The 16636-nt window shown below is 71.3% G+C and carries 17 protein-coding genes; 13 read left to right on the top strand and 4 right to left on the bottom strand.

Translation table 11 applies throughout. The features are described from left to right. The first annotated feature begins 235 nt into the window (after positions 1–235). Complete coding sequence (locus tag GWI24_RS24790) at positions 236–808, top strand: histidine phosphatase family protein (protein ID WP_210948120.1); 573 nt, start codon at positions 236–238, stop codon at positions 806–808. A gap of 24 nt (positions 809–832) precedes the next feature. Here GWI24_RS24790 and GWI24_RS24785 read toward each other — a convergent pair whose 3' ends face one another. Further along, on the bottom strand, positions 833–1342 hold the full coding sequence (locus tag GWI24_RS24785; protein ID WP_210948123.1) for a GNAT family N-acetyltransferase: 510 nt from the start codon (positions 1340–1342) through the stop codon (positions 833–835). A 138-nt stretch (positions 1343–1480) separates the two neighbouring features. On the opposite strand from GWI24_RS24785, the gene GWI24_RS24780 reads away from it, so the two are divergent. Further along, positions 1481–3700, top strand: coding sequence for an NADP-dependent isocitrate dehydrogenase (locus GWI24_RS24780; protein ID WP_210948119.1), 2220 nt, complete (start codon positions 1481–1483; stop codon positions 3698–3700). Between the two features lie 132 nt (positions 3701–3832). On the opposite strand, the gene GWI24_RS24775 is transcribed toward GWI24_RS24780, so the two are convergent. Then, a complete protein-coding gene (locus tag GWI24_RS24775) occupies positions 3833–4420 on the bottom strand; it encodes a TetR/AcrR family transcriptional regulator (RefSeq protein ID WP_210948118.1) in 588 nt (195 codons plus the stop codon). Between the two features lie 70 nt (positions 4421–4490). Here GWI24_RS24775 and GWI24_RS24770 point away from each other — a divergent pair, with 70 nt between their 5' ends. Then, positions 4491–5384, top strand: a complete 894-nt coding sequence (locus GWI24_RS24770) for an NADP-dependent oxidoreductase (protein ID WP_210948117.1) — start codon at positions 4491–4493, stop codon at positions 5382–5384. A gap of 23 nt (positions 5385–5407) precedes the next feature. Here GWI24_RS24770 and GWI24_RS46330 read toward each other — a convergent pair whose 3' ends face one another. After that, complete coding sequence (locus GWI24_RS46330) at positions 5408–5533, bottom strand: hypothetical protein (protein ID WP_281790493.1); 126 nt, start codon at positions 5531–5533, stop codon at positions 5408–5410. Positions 5534–5771: 238 nt separating this feature from the next. Here GWI24_RS46330 and argC point away from each other — a divergent pair, with 238 nt between their 5' ends. The 5 genes from argC to GWI24_RS24745 are packed head-to-tail and all read left to right on the top strand — an operon-like array spanning position 5772 to position 10660. Further along, entirely contained in the window at positions 5772–6800 is a 1029-nt protein-coding gene (gene argC, locus GWI24_RS24765; RefSeq protein WP_210948116.1) for an N-acetyl-gamma-glutamyl-phosphate reductase, read from the top strand. Further along, a complete protein-coding gene (gene argJ, locus GWI24_RS24760; protein WP_210948115.1) occupies positions 6797–7951 on the top strand; it encodes a bifunctional glutamate N-acetyltransferase/amino-acid acetyltransferase ArgJ in 1155 nt (384 codons plus the stop codon). Before argC ends, argJ begins: the two co-directional genes overlap by 4 nt. Continuing rightward, the gene (argB, locus tag GWI24_RS24755; RefSeq protein WP_210948114.1) at positions 7948–8901 is read left to right on the top strand and encodes an acetylglutamate kinase; all 954 of its coding nucleotides are present in this window, start codon (positions 7948–7950) and stop codon (positions 8899–8901) included. Before argJ ends, argB begins: the two co-directional genes overlap by 4 nt. After that, positions 8898–10100, top strand: a complete 1203-nt coding sequence (locus tag GWI24_RS24750; RefSeq protein ID WP_210948113.1) for an acetylornithine transaminase — start codon at positions 8898–8900, stop codon at positions 10098–10100. The genes argB and GWI24_RS24750 overlap by 4 nt, the downstream gene beginning before the upstream one ends. An 8-nt stretch (positions 10101–10108) precedes the next feature. Continuing rightward, positions 10109–10660, top strand: coding sequence for an arginine repressor (locus GWI24_RS24745; RefSeq protein WP_210948112.1), 552 nt, complete (start codon positions 10109–10111; stop codon positions 10658–10660). Positions 10661–10771: 111 nt separating this feature from the next. On the opposite strand, the gene GWI24_RS24740 is transcribed toward GWI24_RS24745, so the two are convergent. Further along, positions 10772–11761, bottom strand: coding sequence for a LacI family DNA-binding transcriptional regulator (locus GWI24_RS24740; protein WP_210948111.1), 990 nt, complete (start codon positions 11759–11761; stop codon positions 10772–10774). 180 nt (positions 11762–11941) lie between these two features. On the opposite strand from GWI24_RS24740, the gene GWI24_RS24735 reads away from it, so the two are divergent. The 5 genes from GWI24_RS24735 to GWI24_RS24715 all read left to right on the top strand — a co-directional run. After that, positions 11942–12721 carry an ABC transporter permease gene (locus GWI24_RS24735; protein WP_247616844.1) on the top strand — a complete coding sequence of 260 codons (780 nt, stop codon included), beginning with the start codon at positions 11942–11944 and terminating at the stop codon, positions 12719–12721. Continuing rightward, positions 12721–13506, top strand: coding sequence for an ABC transporter permease (locus tag GWI24_RS24730; protein ID WP_203348376.1), 786 nt, complete (start codon positions 12721–12723; stop codon positions 13504–13506). The genes GWI24_RS24735 and GWI24_RS24730 overlap by 1 nt, the downstream gene beginning before the upstream one ends. Positions 13507–13517: 11 nt before the next feature. Beyond that, positions 13518–14552 carry an ABC transporter ATP-binding protein gene (locus tag GWI24_RS24725; protein ID WP_247616843.1) on the top strand — a complete coding sequence of 345 codons (1035 nt, stop codon included), beginning with the start codon at positions 13518–13520 and terminating at the stop codon, positions 14550–14552. Further along, positions 14549–15601, top strand: a complete 1053-nt coding sequence (locus GWI24_RS24720; protein WP_210948109.1) for an ABC transporter substrate-binding protein — start codon at positions 14549–14551, stop codon at positions 15599–15601. The genes GWI24_RS24725 and GWI24_RS24720 overlap by 4 nt, the downstream gene beginning before the upstream one ends. Further along, the coding region (locus GWI24_RS24715; protein WP_247616842.1) for a nucleoside hydrolase at positions 15598–16636 on the top strand (1039 nt) is incomplete at its 3' end. The genes GWI24_RS24720 and GWI24_RS24715, both read left to right, overlap by 4 nt.

The following is a 16636-nucleotide window of genomic DNA, read 5'->3' as shown; positions in this document are numbered from 1 at the left end:
CCGTCGATCGTCCGCGGCCGCGCCCCACGCGGCGGAGCCGCGCATCGGCACAGCCCCGCGCCCCTTCAGAGCGCCCCCGGCGGTCCGCGCCGCATCCTGCCCGCCACCCACGATGCGCACGGTGTTCACGAGACGGCCGCTTCGAGCCGCCCGGTGACCCGGCGCACACCGAAAGGCCCTGCTCTTCTCCTGGTTACGGGCCCTGGAGCCGCGGCCGTGACCTTACGATGCCGGGATGACGTTTCGGCTGACGCTGGTGGCCGCCGGCCGCAGCTCCTCCCGGCTGGGGGAGCGCTTCGGCGACGACCGGCCGCTGGATCCGGAGGGCCGGCTCGCCGCCGAGCGCGCGGCCCCCGGGCTGCTGCCGCTGGCCGCGGCGGAGCTGCGCTACTGCTCGCCGTCGACCCGCAGCCGGGAGACCGGCGACGCGCTGGGCTTCACACCACTGGTCCAACTCGCCCTGCGCGACTGCGACATGGGCCGCTGGGCGGGCCGCTCCCTCGCCGATGTGATGGCGCGCGAACCCACGGAGGTGGACGCCTGGCTCGGCGATCCGCGCTCCGCACCGCACGGCGGGGAGTCGCTGCACGCGTTCATCATGCGGATCGGCGGCTGGCTGGACACCCGCCCGGCCGAGGACCACGCCAAGATGGTGGCCGTGGCCGACCCCGGCGTGGTCCGTGCCGCCCTGATGTACGCGATCAAGGCACCGCCGCACTGCTACTGGAACGTCGACGTCCGTCCGCTCTCCACGGTCACCCTCACCGGCCGGGCGGGCGAGTGGCGGCTGCGCGTGGACGGTACGTGACACAAACGCTCCCCGGGTCTCCGCTCACGGGGTGAGCTCCTCGGCCAGCAGATCCATCAGCAGCCCGTCATGCCACGTACCGTCGGCGCCGCGCTCATAGGACCGCATGACGCCGACGGGCCGGAAGCCGACCTTGCCGTAGCAGCGGATCGCGGCGGGGTTGTCCGCCGCCGGGTCGATCACGATCCGGTGGTGGCCGTGGTCGGCGATCAGATGGCGGGCCAGGGTGCGTACGGCGTCGGTGCCCAGCCCCCGCCCGTGCACCGCCGGGTCCAGATAGATGTCGACGCTCGCGTGCCGGTACTCCGGATCGGCCTCGGCCGACCACTGGATCATGCCGATCACCACGCCCTCGTCCTCGATGGTCAGCTGCTCGGCGCCGGGCTCGGCCAGGTCCTCGCGCACCGCCGCCACCAGGTCCTCGCCGCCCCGCCAGCGCGCGTACACCTCGGGCGTGGCGCGGATCGCGGCCAGGGAGGGAACATCGGAAGGGACGGTGGGGCGCAGCACCACCCGCGCGCCCCGCAGAGTCATCGGCATGGGCCGGACGATCCCATCGAAGCGCGGGCCGTGACCAGGGCCCGGCTTTCTGCCCAGGGCCCTTTCGGGAAAGCACTCGGCACCGGATATCTTGATGTCGAGCAATGTTGCAGACGTGGAGCGGAGCACCCGGTGACTGACTCGACCATCATCTATACGCACACGGACGAGGCCCCTGCCCTCGCGACGTACTCGTTCCTGCCGGTGATCGAGGCGTATGCCTCCACGGCCGGGGTCAGCGTGGAGAGCCGGGACATCTCCCTGGCGGGCCGGATCATCGCCCAGTTCCCCGAGCACCTGGAAGAGGGCCAGCGCATCCCCGACGCCCTCGCCGAGCTGGGTGACCTCGCCAAGACCCCCGAGGCGAACATCATCAAGCTGCCGAACATCTCGGCCTCGATCCCGCAGCTGAAGGCCGCGGTCGCCGAGCTGCAGCAGCAGGGCTACGCGCTGCCGGACTACCCGGACGACCCGAAGACCGACGAGGAGCGGGAGATCCGCGCCCGTTACGACAAGGTCAAGGGCTCCGCGGTGAACCCGGTGCTGCGCGAGGGCAACTCCGACCGCCGCGCCCCCGCCTCGGTGAAGAACTACGCCAAGGCCAACCCGCACCGCATGGGCGCCTGGACGGCCGATTCCAAGACCAATGTGGCCCACATGGACACCGACGACTTCCGCTCCACCGAGAAGTCCGTGGTGGTCCCGGAGGACGGCTCGCTGCGCATCGAGCTGGCGGGCGACGACGGCTCCACCACCGTGCTGCGCGAGTCGGTGCCGGTGCTGGCGGGCGAGGTCGTGGACGCCTCCGTGATGCGCGTCGCGGCGCTGCGCGAGTTCCTCTCGGCGCAGGTGGCCCGCGCCAAGGCGGAGGGCGTGCTGTTCTCCCTGCACCTGAAGGCCACGATGATGAAGGTCTCCGACCCGATCGTCTTCGGCCACGGCGTACGCGCCTTCTTCCCCAAGACCTTCGCCGAGCACGGTGAGACCCTCGCCGCCGCCGGTCTGACCCCGAACGACGGTCTGGGCGGCATCCTCAAGGGCCTGGAGGCACTGCCCGAGGGCGCGGCGATCAAGGCGTCCTTCGACGCCGAGCTGGCCGAGGGCCCGGAGCTGGCCATGGTCGACTCCGACCGCGGCATCACCAACCTGCATGTGCCGTCCGACGTCATCGTCGACGCCTCCATGCCGGCCATGATCCGCACCTCCGGCCACATGTGGGGCCCGGACGGCGAGGAGCACGACACCCTCGCGGTGATCCCGGACAGCAGCTACGCCGGGATCTACCAGGCCGTCATCGACGACTGCCGCGCCCACGGCGCCTTCGACCCGGCCACGATGGGCTCGGTGCCCAACGTCGGCCTGATGGCGCAGAAGGCCGAGGAGTACGGCAGCCACGACAAGACCTTCGAGATCCCCACCACGGGCACCGTCCGCGTCCTGGACGGGGCGGGCAACGCGGTCATCGAGCAGGTCGTCGGCGCCGGTGACATCTTCCGGATGTGCCAGACCAAGGACGTGCCGATCCAGGACTGGGTCAAGCTGGCCGTCACCCGCGCCCGCGCCACCGGCGACCCGGCCGTCTTCTGGCTGGACGAGGGCCGCGCCCACGACGCCAACCTCATCGAGAAGGTCAAGGCGTACCTGCCGGAGCACGACACCGAGGGCCTGGACATCAGGATCCTGGCCCCGGTCGAGGCGATCAAGCTCTCCCTCGAGCGGATCCGCCGCGGCGAGAACACGATCTCGGTCACCGGCAACGTCCTGCGTGACTACCTGACCGACCTGTTCCCGATCCTGGAGCTGGGCACCAGCGCCAAGATGCTCTCGGTCGTCCCGCTGATCAACGGCGGCGGTCTGTTCGAGACCGGCGCGGGCGGCTCGGCGCCCAAGCACGTCCAGCAGCTGGTCAAGGAGAACTACCTGCGCTGGGACAGCCTGGGCGAGTTCCTGGCCCTCGCGGTCAGCTTCGAGCACCTCGCGCAGAAGACGGGCAACGCGCGGGCCCAGGTCCTCGCCGACACCCTCGACCGGGCGACCGGCACCTTCCTGGCCGAGAACAAGTCGCCCAGCCGCCGCGTCGGCGGTATCGACAACCGCGGCAGCCACTTCTACCTGGCCCTGTACTGGGCCCAGGAGCTGGCCAAGCAGACCGACGACGCCGACCTGGCCAAGGCGTTCGCCCAGCTCGCCGACACGCTCTCCACCCAGGAGCAGACGATCGTCGACGAGCTGCTCGCGGTCCAGGGCTCCCCGGCCGACATCGGCGGCTACTACCAGCCCGACCCGGCCAAGGCCGCGGCCGTCATGCGCCCGTCCGCGACCTTCAACCAGGCCCTCGCCACCCTCGGCTGACCCGCCTGGGGCGCCTGACGCACCACCGCACCACACCGCCCCCGGCCGGCACTCGCCCGGCCGGGGGCGGTCCCCTTTTCCCGTCTCCTCAGTGGCCCCTGTCTCCTCAGCGGCCCCTGCCCTACCTGGAGGTCACGTACGTCGAGAAGGTGAGGCGACCTCCCAGGCCGCCTCGATCATCCGGAAGATCTCGTCCACCGCGGCCTCCGGATCGGCCGCCTCACGGGCCAGCGCATAGGCGTCGATCACGAACCTCGCGATCGTCCGGCAGGCCGTCGTGGTCTGTGACAGGCCGGGATCGGCGGCGATGGCCGTTGCCAGCGACTCCGCATGGCGCAGCCTCATCGACTCCTCGTACTCCCGCAGGGCGGGTGATGCGTCGATCATGTGCCAGACCGGGGCGGCGCTGTCCGCCGTGCAATGGCGCACCAGGGCCTGGATCTCGCGGCGCAGCGCGGGGAGGAGCGGTTCGTGCGGCGCCCGGTCGGTGACCGCTTGTGTGAGGCGTTGCTCGAAGTCCTGGTCCTGCTCGAACACCAGGGCCTCTTTCGAGGCGAAGTGGGAGAAGAGCGTGGTGACGGCCACGTCGGCCTCGGCGGCCACGTCACGGATGCCCACCGCGTCGTATCCGCGTTCCAGGAAGAGCCGCAGGGCGGCATCAGCGATCTTCTGGCGGGTCGCGGCCTTCTTGCGCTCTCGGCGTCCGGGCGGCACGGTCATGCCCTCACGCTATCAGATGCAAAGCCGAAACCGTTTTTAAATACTAACCGTTAGTGTTACGGTCGGTCGCATGAAGAGAGTGAGCTTCGCCGAGTTCGGCGGTCCGGACGTTCTGCAACTCATAGACGCCGAGGAGCCCCATGCGGGCCCCGGCCAGGTACGCGTCGCCGTGCGGGCGGCGGGCGTGAACCCCGTCGACTGGCGGATCCGTGAAGGCCAGATCCTGGGGGCCCATCCGGTCGAGTTGCCCTCCGGAGTCGGGCTGGACGCCTCCGGGGTGGTGGACGAGGTCGGCGAGGGCGCCGAAGGGGTCGAGGTCGGCGATCATGTGTTCGGCGAGGGTTCGAGCACCTATGCCGAGTTCGCCGTGCTGTCGGCCTGGGCCCGTATGCCCGAGGGGCTGACGTTCGAGGAGGCGGCCGGGTACCCCTCCGTGGTGGAGACCGCGCTGCGCGTCATCCGCGAGGTCGGCGTACGGTCCGGGCAGACGCTGCTGGTCAGCGGTGCGTCCGGGGGAGTCGGCTCGGCGGTGCTGCAGATCGCCCGCGACCGCGGCATCGCGGTGATCGGCACGGCCGGGGCCGCGAACCAGGACTATCTGAGGAGCCTGGGTGCCGTTGCCACGACGTACGGCGAGGGCTGGGTCGATCGGGTGCGGCGGCTCGGCCGGGTCGACGCGGCACTCGATCTGGCCGGTTCGGGGGTGATCCGCGAGCTCGTCGAGCTGACCGGGGATCCGCGGAAGGTGGTCTCCATCGCCGATCTCGGCGCGCCGGAGCTGGGTGTCCGGTTCTCCGGCGTGGCCGGGAGCGTGCCGGAAGCGCTCGCCGAGGCCGTCGACCTCATCTCGCGGGGAAAGCTCCACATCCCGGTCGAGAAGTCGTATCCGCTCGCCGAGGCCGCGGCGGCGCACATCGACAGCCAGGCCGGTCATACGCGCGGGCGCCGGGTCATCATCATCTGAGCCGCTTCCCGGGCGGCTCCCCGTCAGGACGGGGCGAGGGCGTGGAACTCGTGGCCCTCGGGGCCGGTGAGGACCGGCCACGGCGCTGTGCCCTGGCCCACCTGGGCCTGAGCGCCACAGTCGGCCAGCTGAGCACACCTGTTGGCCATAGGCGTGGCTTAGCTCCGGCGGTCCTCGACCGTCCAGCCGTCGCCCAACTCGCGACGCAACGCCTCCAGCGCTGCGTCGGCCTCACACCGGAAACGTCCGGTTCTGAGGGGGCCGGGCCACGGCAACGTGATCCGGCTACCCGACCACACCACCTCGATGGTGGGAATCCGGCCACCCCTTTGCATAAAGCTGTCGTGGAACGTATAGTCATGCCATCATCTAGGGAGGACGACGGCGATGGCCATACGTGCTGCGGTGGCGGGCGCGAGCGGATACGCGGGCGGGGAACTGCTGCGGCTGCTGCTCGCCCACCCCGAGGTGGAGATCGGCACCCTGACCGGCAACTCCAACGCCGGACAGCCCCTCGCCGGGCTGCAGCCCCATCTGCTCCCGCTGGCCGGTCGGGTGCTCGAGCACACCACCGCCGAGGCGCTGGCCGGACATGACGTGGTCTTCCTGGCACTGCCGCACGGGCAGTCCGCCGCCGTGGCCGAGCAGCTCGGCGACCAGGTCCTGGTCATCGACTGCGGCGCCGACTTCCGGCTGAAGGACGCGGCGGACTGGGAGCGGTTCTACGGTTCGCCGCACGCCGGCACCTGGCCCTACGGCCTCCCCGAGCTGCCCGGCGCCCGCGCCGCGCTGGAGGGCACCAAGCGCATCGCGGTGCCGGGCTGCTACCCCACCGCCGTCTCCCTCGCGCTCTTCCCGGCGTACGCGGCCGGGCTGCTGGAGCCCGAGGCGGTCATCGTCGCCGCCTCCGGGACCTCGGGCGCGGGCAAGGCGCCCAAGCCGCATCTGCTGGGCAGCGAGGTCATGGGCTCGATGAGCCCGTACGGCGTCGGCGGCGGACACCGGCACACCCCCGAGATGATCCAGAACCTGTCCGCCGCGGCGGGGGAGCGGGTGTCGGTCTCCTTCACTCCGACCCTCGCCCCGATGCCCCGCGGCATCCTCGCCACCTGCAGTGCCAAGGCCAGGCCCGGAGTCACCGGGGAGAGCCTGCGCGCCGCGTACGACAAGGCGCTGCGGGACGAACCGTTCGTCACCCTCCTCCCCGAGGGCCAGTGGCCCTCCACCGCCGCCGTGTACGGATCCAACGCCGCGCTGCTCCAGGTCGCCCATGACGAGGCGGCCGGCCGCGCCCTCGTGATCAGCGCCATCGACAACCTGACCAAGGGCACCGCGGGCGGCGCGGTGCAGAGCATGAACATCGCCCTCGGCCTCCCCGAGGAGCTGGGACTTTCCACGATCGGAGTCGCTCCATGAGCGTTACGGCTGCCCAGGGCTTCACGGCCTCCGGCGTCGCGGCAGGGATCAAGGAGAACGGAAACCCCGACCTCGCACTCGTGGTGAACACCGGCCCGCGCCTCTCCGCCGCGGCCGTGTTCACCTCCAACCGCGTCAAGGCCGCCCCCGTCCTGTGGTCCGAGCAGGTCATCACGGGCGGTCAGGTCTCGGCCGTCGTCCTCAACTCCGGTGGCGCCAACGCCTGCACCGGCCCGCTGGGCTTCCAGGACACCCACGCCACCGCCGAGAAGGTCGCGGAGGTCCTCGGCCACAGCGCGGGCGAGGTCGCCGTGGCCTCCACCGGGCTCATCGGCGTCCGGCTGCCCATGGACGCCGTGCTGTCCGGGGTCGGCAAGGCCGCCGAGGCGCTGTCCCCACACGGCGGCGAGAAGGCCGCGATCGCCATCAAGACCACCGACACCGTCCACAAGACGGCCGTCGTACAGAGCCCCGCCGGCTGGACCGTGGGAGGTATGGCCAAGGGCGCCGGGATGCTGGCCCCGGGCCTGGCCACCATGCTCGTCGTCCTCACCACCGACGCCGACGTGGACACCCCCGGGCTGGACACCGCGCTGCGCGCCGCCACCCGCACCACCTTCGACCGGGTCGACTCCGACGGCTGCATGTCCACCAACGACATGGTGCTGCTGATGGCCTCCGGCGCCTCCGGCGTCTCTCCCGACGCCGCGGAGTTCGCCGAGGCGGTCCGCGAGGTCTGCGCCGATCTCGCCCGCCAGCTGATCGGGGACGCCGAGGGCGCCTCCAAGGACATCCGGATCGAGGTCGTGGGCGCGGCCACCGAGGACGACGCGGTGGAGGTGGGCCGCTCGATCGCCCGCAACAACCTCCTCAAGTGCGCCGTCCACGGCGAGGACCCCAACTGGGGCCGGGTGCTCTCCGCGATCGGCACCACCTCGGCCGCCTTCGAACCGGACCAGCTCAACGTCGCGATCAACGACGTCTGGGTGTGCAAGAACGGCTCGGTGGGCGAGGACCGGGAGCTGGTCGACATGCGCTTCCGCGAGGTCCGCATTACCGCCGACCTGTCCGCGGGCAGCGCCTCGGCGGTCATCTGGGCCAACGACCTCACCGCCGACTACGTCCACGAGAACAGCGCTTATTCCTCATGAGCCAGCCGACCACCACCCGTAAACACACCGCCCTGCCCAAGGCCCGCACCCTCATCGAGGCGCTGCCCTGGCTGACCCGGCACCACGGCAAGACCGTGGTGGTCAAGTTCGGCGGCAACGCCATGGTCGACGACGAGCTCAAGGCCGCCTTCGCCCAGGATGTCGTCTTCCTGCGCCACGCGGGTCTGCGCCCGGTCGTCGTCCACGGCGGCGGCCCCCAGATCAGCGCACAGCTGGACCGGCACGGTCTGGTGAGCGAGTTCAAGGCCGGGCTGCGGGTCACCACCGACGACGCCATGGACGTCGTACGGATGGTGCTGGCCGGACAGGTCCAGCGCGAACTGGTCGGGCTGCTCAACCGGCACGGCCCGCTGGCCGTCGGCATGACCGGCGAGGACGCGCATCTGATGTCCGCCACCAAGCACTTCGCCGAGATCGACGGCGAGCAGGTGGACATCGGCCGGGTCGGCCAGATCACCGAGATCGACACCGGCGCGGTCCGGGCCCTGCTGGACGACGGCCGGATCCCGGTCGTCTCCTCCATCGCCCGCAGCGCCGACGACGGCCATGTCTACAACGTCAACGCGGACACGGCCGCGGCCGCCCTCGCCGTCGCGCTGGGCGCCGAGACGCTGATGGTGCTCACCGATGTGGAGGGCCTCTACGCCGACTGGCCCAACAGCGACGAGGTGATCAGCAAGCTCACCGCGAGCCAGCTGGAGAAGCTGCTCCCGGAGCTGGCCAGCGGCATGGTGCCGAAGATGGAGGGCTGTCTGTACGCCGTGCGCCACGGGGTCACCACCGCCCGTGTCCTCGACGGGCGCGTACCGCACTCCATCCTGCTGGAGATCTTCACCGACGAGGGCATCGGCACGATGGTCCTGCCGGACGGGACCGCGACCGGCAAGGATGACCAGGACAGCAAGGGCGACAAGGGGGAGGACCAGTGAGCAACGCGGAGCTGAAGCGGCGCTGGCAGGGGGCGCTCATGGACAACTACGGCACCCCCCGCCTCCCGCTCACCCACGGTGAGGGCACCAAGGTCTGGGACGCGGACGGCAAGGAGTACCTCGACTTCGTCGGCGGTATCGCCGTCAACTCCCTCGGCCATGCCCACCCCGCCGTCGTCCGGGCGGTGTCCGACCAGATCGCCACCCTCGGCCATGTCTCCAACCTCTTCGTGGCCGAGCCCCCGGTGGCGCTCGCCGAGCGGCTGCTCCAGCTCTTCGGCCGCTCCGGACGCGTGTACTTCTCCAACTCCGGCGCGGAGGCGGTCGAGGCCGCCTTCAAGATCGGGCGGCGCACCGGGCGCACCCATATGGTGGCCACCGCCGGCGGTTTCCACGGCCGCACCATGGGCGCGCTGGCCCTGACCGGCCAGCCCGCCAAGCAGGAGCCCTTCCTCCCGCTGCCCGGCGATGTGACGCACGTGCCGTACGGGGACGTGGAGGCGCTGCGCGCGGCCGTCACCACCGACACCGCCCTCGTCATCCTTGAGCCCATCCAGGGCGAGAACGGCGTCATCGTGCCGCCGGCCGGCTATCTGGCCGCTGCGCGGGAGATCACCCGGGCCACCGGCACCCTGCTGGTGCTCGACGAGATCCAGACCGGGATCGGGCGGACCGGGCACTGGTTCGAGCACCAGGCGCAGGGCGTCGAGCCCGATGTCGTCACCCTCGCCAAGGGGCTCGGCGCCGGGCTGCCCATCGGCGCCACCCTCGCCTTCGGGCCCGCGGCCGACCTGCTGACCCCGGGTCAGCACGGATCCACCTTCGGCGGCAACCCCGTCTCCTGCGCCGCCGGTCTCGCCGTCCTCGACACCATCGCCGCCGACGGCCTCCTGGACCGGGTCAAGCGGGCGGGGGAGCGGCTGCGTAACGGAATCGAGTCGCTCGACCACGCATCGGTCGCCCGCGTCCGCGGCGCCGGGCTGCTGCTCGGTATCGTGCTCACAGAGTCCCTCGCGCCGCAGGTGCAGAAGGCGGCTCAGGACGCGGGACTCCTGGTGAACGCGGTCGCGCCGGATGTGGTCCGGCTCGCCCCGCCGCTCGTCATCTCCGACGGCGAGGTGGACACCTTCCTCCGGGAGCTGCCCGCCGTGCTGGACGCCGCACATGAGGGAGACGGGGAACGACGAGCCGGAGACTGACGACACCGATGACCGAGGCGCAGCACACCGACGCGCAGGACGCCAACCACGGCGGACCGGCCGTGCCGCAGACCCGCACCGCACGCCACCGCAGGATCGTGGACATCCTGAACCGGCAGGCCGTGCGTTCCCAGAGCCAGCTCGCCAAGCTGCTCGCGGACGACGGGCTCTCCGTCACCCAGGCGACGCTCTCCCGGGACCTGGACGAGCTGGGCGCGGTGAAGATCCGCAACACCGGCGGTGAGCTGATCTACGCGGTGCCGAGCGAGGGCGGCGACCGCACGCCGCGCGCCCCGCTCGGCGAGTCGGCGAGCGAGGCGCGGATGGCCCGGCTGGCGGCTGAGCTGCTGATCTCGGCGGAGGCGTCGGCCAACCTCGTGGTGCTGCGCACTCCGCCGGGCGCCGCCCAGTTCCTCGCCTCGGCCATCGACTCGGCTGAGCTGCACGACATCCTCGGCACCATCGCGGGCGACGACACGCTCCTGCTGATCAGCCGCGACCCCCTGGGCGGCCAGGCGCTCGCCGACCATCTGCTGAGGCTGGCCCAGAAGGAGCGCTGAGGCGTTCCGTAGGGGCGCGGGGCCGTGTCGATGTGCGGCTCCGCCGCGGGGCGCGACCAGCCACGACGTACCCGCGGGCGACGCACCGGACTTCCAGCGGAGCGCTGAGGTTCAGGCGTCGTTCCGCGGCGCCGCCGTGGAGTCGCGCACCACGAGATGGGTGGGGATACGGATCCGTGGCGGCCGCCCGCCCGCCGACGGGGTCTCCCGCACCAGCCGGCCCGCCGCGCTGCCCGCCTCCTGAAGGGGCACATGCAGCGCGGTGCTGCCCGGCTGGGTCATGCCGATGACGGTCAGGTCGTCCGAGGCGGCGAGGCTGATGTCCGCGGGCACGCGCAGCCCGGCTCTGCCCAGCCCCATGAAGAGCCCGAGCAGCACATAGCTGCTGTAGACCATGACGGCGGTGACCTGGGCCTCGTGTCGTACCAGATGCTCCGCCGCGGCGAGCCCGGCGTCGAACTGCGGCGGTACGGGGTCCAGTACGGTCAGTTCGCCCCCGCTGTCCGTCACCGAGTCCAGCGCGGCCCTCCGGCGCTGCCGGTCCATCCAGGAGCCGGGCGGGCCACCGAGGTAGGCGATGCGCCGGTGGCCGAGGCCGAGCAGATGCGCCATCAGTTTCCGTACGCCGCCGGGCGTGTCCACCACCACCCCGGGCAGCCCCGGCGCCGTGCGGTCCACGGTCACCACCGGCAGCCGCTCGGCGAAGGTGCGCAGCGTCGCGTCGGCGTTGACCGGCGCGACCAGGACGAGCCCGTCGACCTGAGATCCCAGCTGCGTCACCAGCTCCCGCTCCCGCTCGGCCGAGTGGTCGCAGACCCCGAGCAGCACATTGCCGCCCGCCTCGGTGAGGGACTGCTGAACCCCCGTGACGATGGGCGGGAAAAAGGGGTTGGCCAGGGTGGGGACGATGACTCCCACCAGGCCGGTGTGGCCGGTGGTCAGCGCCCGCGCGGTGGCGTTGAGCCGGAATCCCATCTCGGCGGCCGCGCGGGAGACCCGCTCCCGGGTCTCCCGCGCGACCATATCGGGCCTGCTGAGCGCGCGCGACGCCGTCGAAGTGGACACGCCCGCCGCGCGTGCGACATCTGCCAGCCGAACCATCCGCCCCTGCTTTCCTTGCTGGTTACACGGTTTTAACCGGCGACCGTTGACGCCTCCCCATGCTTAGCGTAGCTTGCCTGCAATCGGTTGCTGCAACCGGTTGCAGGCATCCGATCGCACGTAAAGGGGGACCGGCCCGTGTCACGCAGAGCGGCATCAGGCCTCTTGCTCCTGCCGGGCATGGCGCTTCTCGCCTTCGGCTTTCTCTATCCCTTCGGCATCACGCTGTTCGCGCCGCCGGCCGCTGACGATCCGGATGTCCTCGGCAAACTCGGCTCCATGCTCGGGGACGACTATGTCCTGGAGGTGGCGGCCCGCACCGTCAGGGTGGCCGCCCTCACCACGGCCATCTGCCTGCTGCTCGGCTTCCCGGTGGCGTACCTCATATCCCGGGCGCCCGCGCGCCGCCAGGGACTGCTGCTGGCCCTGGCGGTCTTCCCGCTGCTGCTGTCCACCGTCGTGCGCACCTTCTCATGGCTGGTGATCCTCGGCCGCAATGGGCTGATCAGCGCCCTGCTGGTCGACCTGGGGCTCGCGGACAGCGGTACTCAGTTGCTGTACACGGAGTTCGCCCTGGTCGCCGGGCTCACCCAGCTCTTCACCCCGATCATGATCCTTACCTCGTACAGTTCCCTGTCCCATGTCGACGCGAAGCTGGAGGAGGCCGCCCGCGGACTGGGCGCGAGTTCGGGCCGGGCCTTCCGGCGGGTGGTGCTGCCGCTCGCGCTGCCCGGGGTGCTGGTCGGCGCGACGCTCGTGTTCGCCGGCGCGGTCACCGCGTTCACCACGCCGCTGCTGCTCGGGGGGACCCGTAACCGCACCCTGGCCACCCTGCTGTACGACTACGCCAATGTGAAGCTCGACTGGGGCGCGGCCAGCGCCGTCGCCCTGATCATGACGGCCCTGGTGCTCGCCGCGAGCGTGGTCTCGGGCCGGCTGTCCAAGGTGGGGGCGGTCTGATGCGTGGCCGTCCGGTACTCACCGCGCTGTCCGCGCTGGCGATGGTGTTCCTGCTGGGGCCGATCCTGCTCGTCGTGGCGATCGCGTTCTCCTCCGGCGACACGGTGGAGTTCCCGCCCCCGGGCCTGTCGGGCAGGTGGTTCGGCAAGGCGCTGTCCTACCAGCCCTTCCATGCCGCGCTCGGCACGAGTCTGCTGGTCGCGGCTGGGGCCACGGTCCTCGCCCTGCTGGTGGGCATACCGGCCGCGCTGGCCATCCAGCGGCGGCGGTTCCGCGGTCGCAAGGCGGTCGAGGCGCTGTTCCTGTCCCCGGCGATCGTTCCGGAGCTGGTCCTGGGCTTCGCGCTGTTCCAGCAGCTGATGGTCACCCTGCGGATCACCGCCCTGGGCGCGCTGCTGATCGGCCACACCGTGCTGCTGCTCCCGTACGCGGTACGGGTGACCGGGGCGTCGCTCGCCATGGCCGACCCCGCCCTGGAGGAGGCGGGACGCGGTCTGGGCGCGGGCCCGCTCAGGACGTTCCTGCACATCACCCTGCCGGTGATGACGCCCGGCATCGTCTCCGCGGCCGTGCTGTCCTTCCTCACCTCCTTCAACAACGTGCCGCTTTCGCTGCTTCTCAACGGCCCGGGAGTCTCCAGTCTCCCGGTCGAGATGCTCCACTACGTCGAATTCTCCTTCGACCCGGTCGTCGCGGCCGTGAGCACGCTGCTGCTGGCGGCGACCGTGCTGGTCGCCGTGGTCACGGAGCGGCTCGTCGGCTTCAACAAGGTCTTCAGCAAGTAGGGATGCGCCAGATGACGACGCCTGTGGTCCAGCTCCAGGCCATCACCCGGGAGTTCTCGGGTTCGGTGGCCGTGGATGCCATCGATCTGACCGTGGAGCGCGGACAGTTCACCGCCCTCCTCGGCCCGAGCGGCTGCGGCAAGACGACGACGCTGCGGATGATCGCGGGATTTCTGCCCCCCAGCGGCGGCACGATCCTGCTCGACGGCGAGGACGCCACCCACCTGCCGCCCGAGCGCCGCAACATCGGCATGGTCTTCCAGTCGTACGCCCTCTTCCCGCATCTGACCGTGGAGAAGAACGTCGCGTTCGGGCTGCGGATGCGGGGGGCGCCCGCCGCCGAGATCCGCACCCGGGTGGGCGAGGTGCTGGAGCTGGTCGGGCTCGCTCATCTCGCGCGGCGCAAGCCCAAGGAGCTCTCCGGCGGCCAGCAGCAGCGGGTCGCGCTGGCCCGCGCCGTGGCCGTCCGGCCCTCGGTGCTGCTGCTCGACGAGCCGCTGTCCAACCTGGACGCGCGGCTGCGGATCCAGATGCGGCAGGAACTGCTGCGCGTCCAGCGCGAGACCGGGCTGACCGCCATCCTGGTGACCCACGACCAGGAGGAGGCGCTCGAACTCGCCGACTCCATGGTGATCCTCGACCGCGGCCGGATCGTGCAGCAGGGCCATCCGCGCGAGGTGTTCCGGGCGCCCGCGACCCGCTTCGTCGCTCAGTTCCTGGGCTACGAGAACTTCCTCGACCTCCCCGGACGGGGCCGGGTCACCATCCGGCCCGAGCACATCGAGATCCTCGCCCCCACCCAGAAGCCGCCCGCCGGCGGCGAGGTGGTCGACGCGACCGTCACCTCGGTCCGGTTCCGCGGTACGGATTTCGCGGTCACCGTCACCGTCGGCGACCGCACCCTCCAGGCCGTCAGCACCGACGAGGCACTGCGCCCCGGCACGTCGATACGACTCCATCTGCCCCTGGCGCGGGCCGTCCCCCTGCCCGGCGACGACGCTGACGCCCGGCTCGAAACCCCCGATCAGCAGGAGCTCCCCGCATGATGCGCACCACCCGACTCATAGGCGGCGCCGCGGCCGCGGCCCTGGTCTCCCTCTCCCTCTCCGGCTGTGCCCAATCCGCCGACGCCGACCCCAAGAAGCTGACCGTCAGCACCTTCGGCTTCGGCGCCGACCAGTTCGAGAAGACCGTCGTCAAGCCGTTCGAGAAGAAGACCGGGATCGACGTCACCGTGGAGACCGGCGCCAACGCCGACCGGCTGACCAAGCTGCGCGTCAACAAGGCCGACCCCACCGTGGACGTCGTGATGATCTCCGACCTCTTCGCCGCCATGGGCCAGAAGCAGGGCCTCTTCGACAAGATCGACCCGAAGAAGGTCCCCAACGTCTCGAAGATCTATGACTTCGCCAAGAGCACGGACGGCTACGGACCGGCCTACACCTACCAGCTGCTCGGCATGCTCTACCGCACCGACAAGTTCACTCAGCCGCCGACGCTGAAGGACCTGTGGGATGCCAAGCACAAGGGGAAGGTCGCCATCCCCGACCTGTCCACCAGCGCCGGCGCTCCGTTCCTCCAGGCCACCGCCGCGACCTACGGCTCCGGGCCGAAGGACATCGACACCGCCTTCAAGAAGCTCTCCGACCTCAAGCCCAACGTGCTCAAGTTCTTCAACCGCAGCACCGAGCTGGTGAGCCTCCTGGACCGCGGCGAGGTCGAGATGGCCCCCGGCCTGGACCTGTTCGCGGTGGACCCGGCCAAGGCCGGAAAGCCGATCGGCTGGGCGCCGTTCGACAAGGGCCGCTACGTCGCCGCTAACACCGCCCAGATCGTCAAGGGCGGCAAGAACAAGGCCGGCGCCGAGAAGTTCATCAACTATCTGCTCTCCGCGGACGTCCAGGAGAAGGCGGCCGCCTCCTTCAGCGACAAGCCGGTCAACAAGGACGCCAAGGTGCCTGCCGCGATCACCAAGGTGTCGGGCAAGGCCGCGAGCGACCCCTCCGCCGCCGGCTTCACCTCTCCCGACCTCGGCTACTCGGTCGCGCACAACGACGAGTGGGTGGACCGCTTCCAGCGAGAGGTCTCCGGATGAGCGAGGCCCCCTCGCGGGTCATCATCGACTGCGACCCGGGCATCGACGACGCGATCGCGCTGATGCTGGCGTACGCGTCGCCGGAGCTCGACATCGCGGGCGTGTGCACCGTCGCGGGCAACGTCGGACTCGATCAGGTCGTCGACAACGCCCTGCGGCTGTGCGACCTGATCGGCGGCCCGGCGGCGGACACCCCGGTGCTCCGCGGCTACGCCGGGCCGCTGGCCCGGGTGCCGCGCCACCCCGATGAGCCGGTGCACGGCGCGTACGGCCTGGGAGGCGTGGAACTGCCCGCGCCCGCCCGGGCCGCCCACCCCGGCCACGCCGTGGACTGGATGGCCGAGCGGATCCGCGGCGGCGCCCCCGGCGAGATCACCCTCATCGCCACGGCCCCGCTCACCAATGTCGCCGCGCTGCTGCACGCCCACCCCGACACCCGGACGCGGCTCAAGGAGATCGTCGTCATGGGCGGAGCCGCTTTCGCCCCGGGGAACACCACGCCCGCCGCCGAGTTCAACTTCCACGCCGACCCCGAGGCCGCCCGGTATGTCACCGAGGCCGGGGTGCCGCTGCGCATCGTCGGACTCGACGTGACCCGCGAGGCCCTGACCCCGCTCGCCGACGCGGAGGCGCTCATCGCCGACGGCACGCCCGTGACCTCGGCGGCCGGGCGGATGCTCAGCCATCTCATCGAGCGCTACGCCCGCCGCCACGCCGTGCGCGCCTGCGCCGTGCACGACGCGCTCGCCGTCGCGGCGGCCGTCCGGCCGGACCTTCTGCACTGGACGGAAGCGTGGGTGACGGTCGAATGCGCGGGCGAGTTCACCCGGGGCGCCCTGGTCGCCGACGTCCACGGGCGCACCGGGCTGCCGCCCAACGCGAAGGTGGCGACGGACGTCGACGCGGACGCGTTCGGCGCGTTCCTGATGTCCCGGCTGCGCGGCCGCTACGGCGCGCGGACCGCTCCCGCGCATACGGCCGCCGCGCCGAGTGATCCGGTACCGAGTGATCCGGCACCGAGTGATCCGGCGTCGG

This window comes from Streptomyces sp. MK37H, assembly GCF_018035285.1.
Lineage (GTDB): Bacteria > Actinomycetota > Actinomycetes > Streptomycetales > Streptomycetaceae > Streptomyces > Streptomyces endocoffeicus.
This window is presented reverse-complemented; position numbering and strand designations above follow the sequence as displayed.

Excerpts from the sequence above, each read along its gene's own strand:
- GWI24_RS24785 (WP_210948123.1), bottom strand. The coding sequence starts at position 1,342 with ATGACTCTGCGGGGCGCGCGGGTGGTGCTGCGCCCCACCGTCCCTTCC.
- argJ (WP_210948115.1), top strand. The coding sequence starts at position 6,797 with ATGAGCGTTACGGCTGCCCAGGGCTTCACGGCCTCCGGCGTCGCGGCA.
- GWI24_RS24720 (WP_210948109.1), top strand. The coding sequence starts at position 14,549 with ATGATGCGCACCACCCGACTCATAGGCGGCGCCGCGGCCGCGGCCCTG.
- GWI24_RS24730 (WP_203348376.1), top strand. The coding sequence starts at position 12,721 with ATGCGTGGCCGTCCGGTACTCACCGCGCTGTCCGCGCTGGCGATGGTG.
- GWI24_RS24770 (WP_210948117.1), top strand. The coding sequence starts at position 4,491 with ATGAAGAGAGTGAGCTTCGCCGAGTTCGGCGGTCCGGACGTTCTGCAA.
- argB (WP_210948114.1), top strand. The coding sequence starts at position 7,948 with ATGAGCCAGCCGACCACCACCCGTAAACACACCGCCCTGCCCAAGGCC.
- GWI24_RS24745 (WP_210948112.1), top strand. The coding sequence starts at position 10,109 with ATGACCGAGGCGCAGCACACCGACGCGCAGGACGCCAACCACGGCGGA.
- argC (WP_210948116.1), top strand. The coding sequence starts at position 5,772 with ATGGCCATACGTGCTGCGGTGGCGGGCGCGAGCGGATACGCGGGCGGG.
- GWI24_RS24725 (WP_247616843.1), top strand. The coding sequence starts at position 13,518 with ATGACGACGCCTGTGGTCCAGCTCCAGGCCATCACCCGGGAGTTCTCG.
- GWI24_RS24775 (WP_210948118.1), bottom strand. The coding sequence starts at position 4,420 with ATGACCGTGCCGCCCGGACGCCGAGAGCGCAAGAAGGCCGCGACCCGC.
- GWI24_RS46330 (WP_281790493.1), bottom strand. The coding sequence starts at position 5,533 with ATGGCCAACAGGTGTGCTCAGCTGGCCGACTGTGGCGCTCAGGCCCAG.
- GWI24_RS24790 (WP_210948120.1), top strand. The coding sequence starts at position 236 with ATGACGTTTCGGCTGACGCTGGTGGCCGCCGGCCGCAGCTCCTCCCGG.
- GWI24_RS24735 (WP_247616844.1), top strand. The coding sequence starts at position 11,942 with ATGGCGCTTCTCGCCTTCGGCTTTCTCTATCCCTTCGGCATCACGCTG.
- GWI24_RS24740 (WP_210948111.1), bottom strand. The coding sequence starts at position 11,761 with ATGGTTCGGCTGGCAGATGTCGCACGCGCGGCGGGCGTGTCCACTTCG.